The sequence below is a fragment of the Citrobacter sp. wls716 genome (assembly GCF_005280975.1).
Lineage (GTDB): Bacteria > Pseudomonadota > Gammaproteobacteria > Enterobacterales > Enterobacteriaceae > Citrobacter > Citrobacter youngae.
Map to the genome: position 1 here is coordinate 45,938 of NZ_SZWX01000039.1, position 13,112 is coordinate 59,049.

Annotated in this window: 8 protein-coding genes; 1 reads left to right on the forward strand and 7 read right to left on the reverse strand. The window is 54.8% G+C overall.

Annotation, left to right across the window (positions count from 1 at the left end):
- Positions 1 to 247: 247 nt before the first annotated feature.
- The 7 genes from yegQ to FDX24_RS15130 all read right to left on the reverse strand — a co-directional run bounded on the left by yegQ (position 248) and on the right by FDX24_RS15130 (position 12,756).
- A complete protein-coding gene (yegQ, locus tag FDX24_RS15100; protein ID WP_048212055.1) occupies positions 248 to 1,609 on the reverse strand; it encodes a tRNA 5-hydroxyuridine modification protein YegQ in 1,362 nt (453 codons plus the stop codon).
- Between the two features lie 165 nt (positions 1,610 to 1,774).
- A complete protein-coding gene (gene baeR, locus FDX24_RS15105; RefSeq protein WP_008785214.1) occupies positions 1,775 to 2,497 on the reverse strand; it encodes a two-component system response regulator BaeR in 723 nt (240 codons plus the stop codon).
- Positions 2,494 to 3,897, reverse strand: a complete 1,404-nt coding sequence (gene baeS, locus FDX24_RS15110) for a two-component system sensor histidine kinase BaeS (protein WP_048212054.1) — start codon at positions 3,895 to 3,897, stop codon at positions 2,494 to 2,496. The genes baeR and baeS overlap by 4 nt, the downstream gene beginning before the upstream one ends.
- A complete protein-coding gene (locus FDX24_RS15115; protein ID WP_048212053.1) occupies positions 3,897 to 5,309 on the reverse strand; it encodes an MFS transporter in 1,413 nt (470 codons plus the stop codon). Before FDX24_RS15115 ends, baeS begins: the two co-directional genes overlap by 1 nt.
- Entirely contained in the window at positions 5,306 to 8,386 is a 3,081-nt protein-coding gene (gene mdtC, locus FDX24_RS15120; RefSeq protein WP_116360253.1) for a multidrug efflux RND transporter permease subunit MdtC, read from the reverse strand. The genes FDX24_RS15115 and mdtC overlap by 4 nt, the downstream gene beginning before the upstream one ends.
- Positions 8,387 to 11,509, reverse strand: a complete 3,123-nt coding sequence (locus FDX24_RS15125; RefSeq protein ID WP_137364550.1) for an MdtB/MuxB family multidrug efflux RND transporter permease subunit — start codon at positions 11,507 to 11,509, stop codon at positions 8,387 to 8,389.
- The gene (locus FDX24_RS15130; protein ID WP_137364551.1) at positions 11,509 to 12,756 is read right to left on the reverse strand and encodes an MdtA/MuxA family multidrug efflux RND transporter periplasmic adaptor subunit; all 1,248 of its coding nucleotides are present in this window, start codon (positions 12,754 to 12,756) and stop codon (positions 11,509 to 11,511) included. The genes FDX24_RS15125 and FDX24_RS15130 overlap by 1 nt, the downstream gene beginning before the upstream one ends.
- Before the next feature lie 278 nt (positions 12,757 to 13,034).
- Here FDX24_RS15130 and FDX24_RS23855 point away from each other — a divergent pair, with 278 nt between their 5' ends.
- Positions 13,035 to 13,094, forward strand: coding sequence for a type I toxin-antitoxin system Ibs family toxin (locus FDX24_RS23855; protein ID WP_350203163.1), 60 nt, complete (start codon positions 13,035 to 13,037; stop codon positions 13,092 to 13,094).
- The last annotated feature ends 18 nt before the right edge of the window (positions 13,095 to 13,112 follow it).

Here is a 13,112-nt window from a genome sequence, read left to right on the forward strand (position 1 = left end):
GGTGTAATGCCCGGTTTTTTTTCGCCTGAAAGTAGTGATTTGAATTGGGGGGACTCGGAGAGTTTAAACGGCAGGCAAAAAATAAGCCTGCGTAAGGGAGATTACGCAGGCTAAGGAGGTGGTTCCTGGTACAGCTAGCATTTATGGGTTATGTTTTTCAGCGGAGGGGATAATACCCTTAATGAACGAAACGGTATGTGATCGATTTCTAAGAATCTTCCGAACGCTGAAAAATAACCGTAATTAACTACTTAGCATGCGGGTTGCGCGTAGACTCACCGGCAAAATTACGCATCAACAATGCATAATTCAGATCGATATCCTGCGGTACGGGCATCCATACGGTATAACCATCACCAGGCGCAACTGGCATAGCTTCGCCTTTCGCGTTTTCCATCTGCTCAAGGGTGAAATTGACGTTACCCTGAGGCGTCATCAGCTCCAGACTGTCACCGACGGTGAATTTGTTTTTCACCAGTACAGCGGCCAGATCGCCTTTGCGTTCGCCGGTGAATTCGCCGACAAACTGCTGACGTTCGGAAACAGAAAAACCGTATTCGTAGTTCTGATAGTCGTCATGCGTATGGCGGCGCAGGAATCCTTCGGTATAACCACGGTGTGCCAGGCCTTCCAGTGTTTCCAGCAGTTGCGGATCGAACGGTTTACCGGCTGCAGCATCGTCAATGGCTTTACGATAGACCTGTGCGGTACGGGCGCAGTAATAGTAAGACTTGGTACGGCCTTCGATTTTCAGCGAATGCACGCCCATCTGGGTCAGGCGTTCAACGTGGGCAATTGCGCGTAAATCTTTTGAGTTCATGATGTAAGTACCGTGTTCGTCTTCGAACGCGGTCATGTATTCACCCGGACGCTGGGCTTCTTCAATCATAAACACTTTGTCCGTAGGCGCGCCGATCCCAAGCGTCGGTTCCACGTTTTGTACCGGTATGGGTTCATATTTGTGTACGATATTACCCACTACATCTTCTTTCCCTTCCTGCACGTTGTATTCCCAGCGGCAGGCATTGGTACAGGTACCCTGGTTAGGGTCGCGTTTGTTGATGTAGCCGGAGAGCAGGCAACGGCCGGAGTAGGCCATGCACAGCGCACCGTGCACGAAGATTTCAAGCTCCATATCCGGAACCTGGGTGCGGATCTCTTCAATTTCTTCCAGCGACAGTTCGCGAGACAGGATCACGCGGGTCAGCCCCATTTGTTTCCAGAATTTCACCGTTGCCCAGTTTACGGCGTTAGCCTGTACCGAAAGGTGAATGTCCATCTCCGGGAAGTTTTCGCGCACCAGCATGATAAGCCCTGGATCGGACATGATCAGCGCATCCGGCCCCATTTCCACAACGGGTTTCAGGTCACGAATGAAGGTTTTCAGCTTGGCGTTGTGCGGGGCAATGTTCACCACCACATAGAATTTTTTACCCAGTTCATGGGCTTCATTAATGCCGAGCTGCAGGTTTTCGTGGTTGAATTCGTTGTTGCGTACACGCAGAGAGTAACGCGGTTGGCCCGCATACACAGCATCTGCGCCATAGGCGAAAGCGTAACGCATATTTTTCAGCGTTCCCGCCGGGGAAAGGAGTTCCGGTTTAAACATAGTTTTCTCGTTCTGATGACAGGTCAGACTCGCTTCACTGAATGAAGCGGTTGGGGGAGTGCCCCCATATTAAGGGCGGGCATTGTATCGCTGCGTGACGGGTAGGTAAAGTTATTGTGCCGGGTGGGCGTTTCGCCTTACCCGGCCTTTTTGACTTCTGGCAGATTAAGCAATCCGGCAGGCATCGGCTTCCCAGCGATATCCTACGCCATAGACCGCGCGGATAAACGACTGCTCTGTATCAAGCGATTCCAGTTTACGGCGCAGGTTCTTGATATGGCTGTCGATAGTGCGGTCGGTAACCACGCGGTAATCGTCGTAGAGATGATTAAGCAACTGTTCGCGGGAGAACACTTTTCCCGGTTCATGCGACAGCGTTTTGAGTAAGCGAAATTCAGCGGGCGTCAGGTCGAGCATTTTTCCACGCCACGATGCCTGAAAACGACCTTCATCGACAATCAGCGGGCTGTCTGCATCCATTTGTTGCAGTTCGCGCTGTGGCTTGCAACGGCGCAGGATCGTTTTCACTCGCGCGACGACTTCCCGCGGGCTGTACGGTTTACAAATGTAGTCATCGGCGCCGATCTCCAGCCCCAGCAGGCGGTCAATCTCTTCGATTTTGGCGGTCACCATCATGATGGGGACTTCCGAGAAACGACGAATCTCCCGACACAGAGTCAGACCGTCGGTACCTGGCAACATCAGATCTAACAAGATCAGATCGGGCGGCGTCTGGCGTACGTAAGGCAACACCAGATCACCGTGATTGATGAGTGTAGGGGCATAGCTTGCCGCACGCAGGTAGTCGATTAGCAGTTGCCCCAGCTTGGGTTCGTCTTCCACGATCAGAATACGCGGCGTGTTTTCATCAATGGGTAACTCAGTCATACATCTCTCTGTAAATCGCGTTCCAGCGGTAATTCTACTGTAATGCTAACCCCGCCAAAAGGCGAATGGGCGGCGCGGATCAGACCATTATGCGCCTGGACGATGTTGACGCAAATTGCCAGCCCCAGCCCGGACCCTCCGCTGGCTCGGTTACGGGACCCTTCGGTGCGGTAAAAACGTTCAAACAGTTTCTGTAGCTGTTCGTCGCTAACGCCGGGGGCGGAATCGGCGAAGGTTAATAACACCATCCGCTCGCGCTGTTCGGCGCTGATATGCAGACCGCCACCGCTGTCGGTGTAGCGCAGGCTGTTTTCCAGTAGGTTGTTAAACAGTTGCATCAGGCGATCCCTGTCGCCAAAGACTGTCATGCTGTCCGGGAGTGAAAGTTGGATCGTCAGTCCACGGCTGGCAAAACGTTCACGAAACGCGCCGCTGGCCACTTCCAGCAGAGGGATCAGGTCCAGCGAGGTTTTCTGATAGGCCAGCGCACCTTCATCAGACATAGAAAGCTGATGGAGATCGTCTACCAGTTTGGTGAGCGTACCGACTTCGGCCTGCAGTGAGGCTACCGAATCCGGCGTGAACTGACGTACACCATCCTGGATGGCTTCGAGTTCGCCGCGCAAAACTGCCAGCGGCGTGCGTAGTTCGTGAGAAATATCGGCCATAAAGTCACGGCGCATCTGCTGGTTTTTTTCCAGCGTACTGGCGAGCTGGTTAAAGTCCAGCGCCAGTTTACCCAGCTCATCCGTACTGGTCGGCGCAACGCGAGTGGTGAAATCACCAGCCGCAAGTTTGTGCGTGCCTTCCACCAGCCGTTTGACCGGGGCCAGCAGGCTACGCGCCAGCGTAAACGTTGCCAGCGCCGCCAGGATCGTGGAGAGCGCAACGATAAGCCAGCTGGAACGTCTTTGCTGCATGTCGAAATTGATATCGGTATTACGCGTTAAGCGCTCCACCGGAGAGGCAATCACAGCACCCACTTCGCTACCGTTGACGCGGATGGGATGGCGCATACCGTCGCGGGGGACCGGAGCCCGCGGGCCGACCAGTACGTGGGCATTTTGATCGACAACCCAAAACTGTGTACGCCAGCCGTGCGGCGGCATACCTGGACCCGGTTTATCATCGTCGTTGTCGTGTTCAAAAGAACGTAGGATCTGAAAAACAAACCGATCGTTATTGCGCAAAAATCGCCAGTTGCCATGTTGTTCATACTGTTCGCCGAGCGCATCGCTCAACATTTGCAGCCGCTGTTCGTTACCGTGCTTAATATAGTCGATAAAACCGCGTTCGAAGCTTATGCGTACGGCCCAGTGCATGCTGATCAGCAACACAATGCAGGTGGCGAAAATCGCCAGAAACAGTTTGCCGGTGATACCGGGCCGCCAGAACTTCATCAGGTGCTCCTTTTGCGCCGTGAAATCACCGCGTTGGTCTGCGTGTCGTCCGGCACGCGGGCAAAAATGATGGCGGGCAGTGCGATAAGGAACGCAATGCACAGCCAGGTATACATAAAGACGGTATGCGTAGACGCGCTGTCGATGGCGATATGTTGCTGCCCGAACATGCCTAACAACAGACCGGCGATGGTTACCCCGATACTCATCGACAGTTGCATGATCATCGACAGCAGGCTGTTGCCGCTGCTCGCGAGGTCATCCGGCAGGTCTTTTAGCGTCAGCGTGTTCATTGAGGAGAAGCGGGTAGAATTGACCATTCCCTGTAAGAACAGTATGAACGGCAGGGCGTAATACCAACCGAGTAACGCGGTGCTCATCAGCAACAAGCTGACCATCGACAGGCCAAGCGTGGTGGTGACCAGTACGCGACGGTAACCAAACCGGTTGACGACCTGCACCACGATGCGTTTCATTCCCATACTGCCCAGCACCATCGGGATCATCATCAAGCCAGCATGAAATGGCGAAAAGCCCAATCCAATCTGCAGGAATACCGGGGTCATGAACGGTAACATCCCGCTACCAATCCGCCCGGCAAAGCTGCCAAACAGGCCTAACGAGAAGGTGTGTGTACGAAACAGGTGCAGGCTAAACAGTGCACGAGGGTTGTTGTGGGCGTGTTTCAGATACAGCAGGATCGCCAGTACGCCACAGATAACCAGTGCTGCCAGCGTGATGTGGGAAATGCCGGTTCCCTTACTACCATCAAGCGCTAAGGTGAGTACCGCCATGCCGACAGCCAGCATCATGAATCCAGAAAGGTCGAAACGGCGAGTTTGCATGGTGTAGTTGGGCATCAGCATTAACGTCGCTATTGCCCCGACAATGCCTACCGGAATGTTAATCAAAAAGATCCAGTGCCAGGAGGCGTACTCAACCAGAATACCGCCTAATGCCGGGCCCAGAAGTGGACCAATCTGACCGGGCAAGGTGACGAATGTCATTGCCGCCATGTATTGCTCGCGTGGGACGATTTTCATCACCGTCAATCTGCCGACCGGCACCATCATCGCGCCGCCTACACCTTGTAACACGCGAGCCATCACCAGTTCATTCAGCGTTCCGGACCAGGCGCAAAAAAGCGATCCCAGCGTAAACAGAATGATAGCGGTGAAGAATATATTGCGCACACCGATTTTATCAGCCAGCCAGCCGCTGGCGGGGAGCATTACGGCAACGGTAAGCACATACGACACAATGACCATGTGCATATGCAGTGGGCTTTCCCCGAGGCTTTTGGCCATCGAGGGAAGCGCGGTGTTGACGATGGTGGTATCCAGCGACTGCATAAAAAAGCCAAATGCCACAATCCAAAGTTGCCAGCGGGTGCTGTCGGGAAGTTCTGTCATAACTCTGCTACCGGTTTGCTGTTTTTACGCGAAAAACGCAGACGCAGACGGTCGAAAAAGAGATAGACCACAGGCGTGGTGTACAGCGTCAGGAGCTGACTGACAACCAGCCCGCCAACAATGGTTATCCCCAGTGGTTGACGCAGTTCAGAGCCGTCACCTGCGGATAATACCAGCGGCAGCGCACCAAACAGGGCCGCCAGCGTGGTCATCATTATTGGGCGAAAACGCAGCAGGCAGGCCTGGAAAATCGCTTCTTCCGGCTGCAAATTGCCATTTCTCTGCGCTTCCAGCGCAAAATCGACCATCATGATGGCGTTTTTCTTCACAATGCCAATTAATAGCATGATCCCTATCAGGGCGATTAGGCTGAACGGGGCATTGAACAGCTCCAGCGCCAGCAAAGCCCCAACGCCCGCTGAAGGTAGCGTGGAGAGAATGGTCAGCGGGTGAACATAGCTTTCATACAGCATGCCCAGCACGATGTAGACCGTGGCAATAGCGGCGATGATCAGGATCACCTGTGAGTTCATGGTGTCCTGAAATACCTGCGCCGTACCGGCAAAGCTGCCGCGAACCGTGGAGGGAACGCCGAGCTGGGTCATGGTTCGGTTGATGGCCTCTGTCGCCTCAGATAAAGAAGAACCTGTCGGCAGGTTAAACGACACGGTTGAGGCGGCAGATAATCCCTGATGATTTACCGATAGCGGCGCATTCGCCGGTTGCCATTTGGCAAAGTACGATAACGGGATCGCCTTACCGTCATTGTTGATGACGAACATTTTGTCCAGCGCGCTAATGTCCTGGGTGTAACGCCTGTCGACCTCCATCACCACTTTGTACTGGTTCATCGGCTGATAGATGGTTGAAATTTGTCGCTGACCAAAGGCGTTATTCAGCAGGCTGTTGGCGGCTGCGACGTCGATCCCCAGACGAGACATGGTGTCGCGATCGTAGATAAGATTCATCTCCGCGCCATTGTCCTGCTGATCGGAGTTGACGTCAGCCAGTTGGGGCAGGGCGGCAAGCGCCTTACGGATTTTCGGTTCCCACTCGCGTAGTGCTGCGAGGTCATCTGATAACAGAGTGTATTGGTAGCTGGCATTAGCCTGGCGACCACCGACGCGAATATCCTGCACCGCCATCAGAAACAGGTTTGCGCCGGGTTCTTTGGCAAGCGCGACACGCAGGCGGTCGATCACCTGTTGCGCCGTTTCGTGACGTTCGCCACGTGGCTTCAGGGTGATAAACATCATTCCGCTGTTGACGCGTGATCCGCCGGTAAACCCGGTAACGTTATTTACCGCAGGATCGTCGCGGATGATCTTCATAAAGTCCTGCAGTTTGCCGCGCATCGCCTGGAAAGAGATGCTCTGGTCGGCCTGGATCCCGCCCATGAGCACGCCGGTGTCCTGCTCCGGGAAGAAGGTTTTGGGGATTGAAATATAGAGCCAGACGTTCAGAGCAATGGTTGCGAGTAGCACCACGCCCACCATGCGCGTGTGGCGTAGCACCCACTTCAGCGAGGTGGCGTAGCTTTGTTGTAATGCCACCAATACACGGCCAAATCCCCGCTTACGCGACTGTTCGCGTGGCGTGCTGGATTTGAGCATCCAGCCGCACATCATCGGCGTCAACGTCAGCGATACCAGCAGTGAAATACCGATGGCAACCGACAGCGTGACGGCAAACTCGCGCAGCAGGCGCCCAGGCAATCCCCCCATTAACAGCAGAGGCAGGAAAACCGCCACCAGCGACAGGCTCATGGAGAGCACCGTGAATCCTACTTCGCGCGTACCCTGTAATGCCGCCTGGAGTGGCTTCATTCCCGCTTCCAGGTGGCGGGCAATATTTTCCAGTACCACAATGGCATCATCGACGACAAATCCCGTCGCAATGGTTAACGCCATCAACGACAGGTTATTCAGGCTGAATCCGCACAGATACATGGCGGCAAAGGTACCAATCAGCGAGACCGGAACCGCTACTGCGGGGATTAAGGTCGCGCGCCCGGAGCGCAGGAAAACAAACACCACCAGGATAACCAACGCGACGGAGATAATCAGCGTCTGTTCGACTTCCTCCAGCGAGGCGCGAATAGTCGGCGAACGGTCCTGGGCGATTTGCAGATCGATGGCGGCCGGGACCAGCGTTTGTAATTCCGGCAATTTGGCGCGAATGCTGTCTACTGTCTGAATAATATTGGCTTCCGGCAGTTTGCGGATCATCAGCAGAATGGCCGGTTTGGCGTTGGTCATCCCCGCGTTACGAACGTCCTGTACCGAGTCGGTTACAGACGCAACGTCACCCAGCCGCACCGCTGCGCCGTTGTTATAGTGGATGATAATAGGTTGATATTCGGCGGCGGTTTTCAGCTCATCGTTAGTTTGTACCTGCCAGCGATGGGTTTCATCTTCGATAGCGCCCTGTGGCTTACGCACATTAGCGTTGTCGATCGCGCTACGCACTGCGTCCAGTGATACACCCTGGTTAAACAGCGCCTGCGGATTAAGCCCCACACGCACGGCGGGAAGAGAGCTTCCTCCGACATCCACATCACCGACGCCATTGATTTGTGCGATGGTCTGCGCCAGTTGCGTCGATGCGAAATCGTACAGTTCACCCTGTGAGTATGTGTCAGACGTGAGCGTCAGGATCATGATTGGCGCATCAGAAGGGTTGGCCTTCCGATACGTCGGGCGGCTGGGCATCCCGCTGGGCAGCAGGCTTTGCGCTGCGTTAATGGCGGCCTGTACGTCCCGCGCTGCACCGTTGATGTCGCGGTCAAATTTAAATTCGAGAATAATGCGCGTACTGCCAAGCGAACTGCTTGATGTCATCTCATTTACGCCCGCAATCCGCCCAAGTGAGCGCTCCAGCGGAGTTGCGACCGAAGATGCCATCGTTTCAGGGGAGGCACCGGGTAATGATGCGCTGACCATAATCACCGGGAAATCAACCTGCGGCAGTGGAGCGACCGGCAGCAGACGAAAGCCCAGAATGCCGCACAGCGTAATCGCCACCGAGATGAGAATGGTCGCTACCGGACGATGAATGAAAAGCGCGAAAAAGTTCATTTACGCTTCCTCTTCCTGACGTGGGAAGCGGCTTTTCACGTACAGCGATAGTCGATCAAACAGCAGATAAATCACCGGCGTGGTAAACAGAGTTAATACCTGACTTACCAACAGACCGCCAACCATGCCAATCCCTAATGGACGGCGTAACTCCGCGCCCACACCGGTACTTAACATCAGCGGCAACGCGCCGAGCAGCGCTGCCAGCGTAGTCATCAGGATTGGGCGAAAACGCAGTAAACACGCCTGGAAAATGGCGTCACGTGGCGCCATACCCTGTTCGCGTTCAGCGGCAAGGGCAAAGTCGATCATCATGATGGCGTTTTTCTTGACGATCCCAATGAGCAAAATAATGCCGATAATCGCGATGACGTCCAGTTCGCTGCCGGCAATCATGAGCGCCAGCAGCGCTCCGACACCCGCGGTGGGGAGTGTAGAGAGAATCGTAATCGGGTGAATAAAGCTTTCGTACAATACGCCGAGCACGATATACATCGCGACCACTGCCGCCACAATCAACCAGATGGTATTACCCAGCGCAGCCTGGAAGGCCAGCGTACTGCCCTGGAACTGAGTGGTAATGTTAGCAGGCAGGTTAAGCGTTTTTTCAGTATCCAGAATCGCCTGTACTGCATCGCCCAATGACTGATTATCTGGCACATTGAACGAGATAGTCGTCACCGGGAACTGATCAAGATGGTTAATTGATAGCGGTGCAAAGCGCTGCTCAATGCTGGCGATCGTGCTGAGCGGTACGATCCCGCCATCGCTACTGGTCAGACGAATGGTATCCAGCGCAGCAATCCCAGGGGTATTGTTGGTGTCATGTTCTAACACCACGCGATACTGGTTGGCTTGGGTGTAAATGGTTGAAATCAGCCGCTGACCGAAGGCGTTGTACAGGGCGTTATCGACATCCGCCATGCTGATGCCTAAACGGCTGGCGCTGTCGCGATTGACGTTCACATACGCCACCAGACCTTGATCCTGCCAGTCGCTGCTGACATCGGATAGTTGCGGTAGCTGCTGTAGTTTTGCTAACAGCTGCGGAACCCAGGTGCTGAGGGCATCCAGGGAAGTTGCTTGCAGCGTGAACTGATATTGCGTCCGGCTGACCTGGGTATCAATTGTCAGGTCCTGGGTCGGCTGAAGGTAGAGGTCAACGCCGGGGACTCTGTCAACCGCGTCCTGTAACCGGGCGATCACTTTCTGCACGCGATCGTCACGTTCATCCAGCGGTTTAAGGTTGATTTGCAAACGCGCGCTGTTTAATGCCGGATTCGTACCATCTACGCCAACAAACGCGGTCAGGCTCTCTACCGCCGGATCTTTAAGGATGACATCTGAAACCTGACGCTGGCGCTCGGACATGCTGGCAAATGAACTGGATTGTGGAGCCTGCAGCGTGCCCTGAATAATGCCGTTGTCCTGAATTGGGAAGAAACCTTTGGGGATGAAAACCCACAGCATGACGCTCAATGCCAGCGTGCCGAGCGCCACGCTCAGCGTCAGCCACGGATGGTTAAGCACTTTTGCCAGCCAGTGACCGTACCCGGCAATCACACGATCGAACATGCGCTCCGAGGCGCGGGAAAAGCGGTTTTGCTTACGCAACGAGGCCTGACTAAGCATACGCGCGCACATCATCGGCGTGAGGGTAAGTGAAACGACGGCGGAAATCAGAATCGCCACGGCCAGCGTAACGGCGAATTCACGGAACAAGCGCCCGACGATATCGCCCATGAATAGCAGAGGGATCAATACCGCAATCAATGAAAACGTCAGGGAGATGATGGTAAAACCAATCTCGCCTGCGCCTTTCAGGGCGGCAGTCAGCGGTTTTTCCCCTTTTTCGATATAGCGCGAAATATTCTCGATAACCACGATAGCGTCATCCACCACAAAGCCCGTTGCGATGGTGAGCGCCATTAAGGTCAGGTTGTTGATGGAGAAATCAAGAAATACCATCACCGCGAAAGTGCCGACTAGCGATAGCGGTACGGCGACGGCGGGAATAATTGTCGCCGGAACATTGCGCAGAAACAGGTAGATAATCATCACCACCAGCGCTATCGCCAGCATCAGCTCGAACTGGGTGTCTGCCACAGAGGCACGAATATTGGTTGTACGATCCGAAAGCACGCTGACCTTAACTGATTTGGGCAGGCTTTCGGTGAGCTGCGGCAGCATCTGACGGATACTGTCAGCTGTGGAGATGATGTTTGCCCCAGGCTGGCGCTGCACATTCATCACAATGGCTGGTTGCTTATTTGCCCATGCACCCAGCCAGCTGTTTTCTGCCCCTTGTTCGACGGTAGCGACATCGCCCAGACGAACCGGCGCACCGTTTTTATAGGCAATAATGAGCTGACGATATTCATCTGCGGACTGCATCTGGTCGTTAGCTGAAAGGGTAACGGCACGCGTAGGCCCATCAAGACTCCCTTTTGCTGAATTGACGTTGGCACCGGTGATGGCCGCTCGGATGGCTTCGCTGGTCAGACCGAGTGCGGCAATGGCCTGTGCGTTAAGCTTCACGCGGACCGCCGGACTTTGTCCACCGGAAAGTGTTACCAGACCGACGCCGGAAACCTGAGATATTTTCTGCGCGACGCGGGTTTCGACCATATCTTCCACCTGCGTCATCGGCATGGCGGTCGAGGTGACGGCCAGCGTCATGATTGGCGGATCGGCTGGATTAACTTTGCTGTAGACCGGTGGGTTAGGTAGGTCACTCGGCAATAAATTGGTAGCAGCATTGATGGCGGCCTGAACTTCCTGCTCGGCAACATCCAGTGGCAGGGTCAGTTGAAACTGTAACGTAACGACCGATGCGCCACCGGAGCTTTGTGATGACATCTGTTTTAAGCCAGACATCTGGCCAAACTGACGTTCAAGCGGCGCGGTAACCGCAGACGTCATGACATCCGGGCTGGCTCCGGGATAGAGCGTTATGACCTGAATGGTGGGGTAATCCACTTCCGGCAATGCCGCAATGGGCAGGAAACGATAGCCGATGATACCCGCAAGCAGAATCGCGACCATCAGCAACGTGGTGGCGACGGGGCGCAGAATAAACAGGCGGGACGGGCCGCCTGTATTGCCGGGAGGTAACACCTGCATCAGGAGCTCGCTCCTTTTTTGCCATAGCCGCGCGGTGTGGCTTTGTCGTCGCTAGTGGTGGCGGCGTGAGCCTCCACGACCTCGACTTTAGCTCCTTCCGTCAGACGATCAATCCCGTCGGTGACGACGCGATCGCCCGCGGACAACCCTGCGGCGATCACCACTTTTTGGCTGTCCTGAATACCCGGTTTAACCAGATGTTTGCTGACTTTGTTGTTGCTGTTCAGCACCCAGACAAAGTGGCCTTCGTTGCCCATCTGCAGGGCGGCTGTTGGGATCACAACGGCATTTTGCTGCGTGTCGACCAGCATGCGAGCGTTAACAAACTGATTCGGGAACAAGGCATCGTCCTGGTTGTTAAAGCGGGCCTTTGCTTTGATGGTGCCGGTGGTGGCGTCAATCTGGTTATCGAGGCTCAGCAGCACGCCTTCGCTCAGTTTTTGTGAGTTGGTACGGTCCCAGGCCTCAACTTTCAGTGGCGTCCCCGATTTCTGTGCCTGTACTACGGTCGCGATATCGTTCTCTGGCAAAGTGAAAACCAGATCAATAGGATGGGTTTGTGTAATGACGACAATCCCGGTGGTATCGCTGCTGGATATCTGGTTACCCACATCCACAAGCTTCAGGCCCACCCGACCATCAACAGGTGCCGTTACCCGGCTCCAGTCGAGCTGCAATTGCGCGCTGGCGACGCTGGCTTCATCGGCTTTTATCGTCCCTTGTGTTTCGTTGACCAGCGCCTGTTGCGCATCCAGTTCCTGACGAGAGACCAGATTGGTTTTAACCAACTGCTGATAGCGTGCGAGGTCGCGACGAGCATTGGCCAGCGTGGCTTTATCTTTTGCCAGTTGCCCCTGCGCCTGCGCCAGTGCGACTTTGAACTGACTGGGGTCTATCTCAGCCAGCAGATCGCCGGCTTTCACCTGTTGCCCTTCCTGAAAGTGTATGGCGATGAGTTGGCCGTCCACGCGACTGCGTACCGTCGCGGTGTTCGCGGCAGTAATGGTACCCAGCCCGGTCAGATAGCGTGGAACCGCTTGTTCGACTGCCGTGGCCGCCTGAACCGGAGCCAACGGACCGGAACGCATTCCTCGCCGTCCCGCTGTCGGAGCGGGTTGCGTCTGACGGGTTGCGCCGGGGGCTGTTCCCTGGGGCTCGCTGCGACTTTGCCAGAACCAGAAGGCGGCGATGGCGGCCACGACGATCACGATTACTATCACCCTGCGGGATTTGTTACGGCCTTTCATTGTTATGAGTTTCTCATCCTGAAACGTTTCGCGGAATGATACTAGTTTAGCCAGTGAACAAGGGAGAAAAATGGAGGAATTATGAAACACTGTCGGGATTCGTCTGAATGACGGCGCGGCTTTGCGAGGCATTACGCAACAATTTGCGGCGAAAATAGCGAATGCGTCATTGTGCGTTAGAGTGCGGTCAAGGCAAAAGGAGGTAAGCCAAAGATTTCAGCGGGATGCTGGAACGGGAAAGCCCCTCCCGAGGAAGGGGCCAAAATAAGGAAAGGGTTATGATGAAGTACGTCATCATACTGGTGGTACTCTTAGTCATTAGCTTACCGGCTTACTAAGACACCAGGGGGAGGGGA

What these genes read in the sequence shown, in the direction of transcription:
- FDX24_RS15125 (WP_137364550.1), bottom strand. Translation starts at nt 11,509, where the DNA reads ATGCAGGTGTTACCTCCCGGCAATACAGGCGGCCCGTCCCGCCTGTTT.
- yegQ (WP_048212055.1), bottom strand. Translation starts at nt 1,609, where the DNA reads ATGTTTAAACCGGAACTCCTTTCCCCGGCGGGAACGCTGAAAAATATG.
- FDX24_RS15130 (WP_137364551.1), bottom strand. Translation starts at nt 12,756, where the DNA reads ATGAAAGGCCGTAACAAATCCCGCAGGGTGATAGTAATCGTGATCGTC.
- FDX24_RS15115 (WP_048212053.1), bottom strand. Translation starts at nt 5,309, where the DNA reads ATGACAGAACTTCCCGACAGCACCCGCTGGCAACTTTGGATTGTGGCA.
- mdtC (WP_116360253.1), bottom strand. Translation starts at nt 8,386, where the DNA reads ATGAACTTTTTCGCGCTTTTCATTCATCGTCCGGTAGCGACCATTCTC.
- baeS (WP_048212054.1), bottom strand. Translation starts at nt 3,897, where the DNA reads ATGAAGTTCTGGCGGCCCGGTATCACCGGCAAACTGTTTCTGGCGATT.
- baeR (WP_008785214.1), bottom strand. Translation starts at nt 2,497, where the DNA reads ATGACTGAGTTACCCATTGATGAAAACACGCCGCGTATTCTGATCGTG.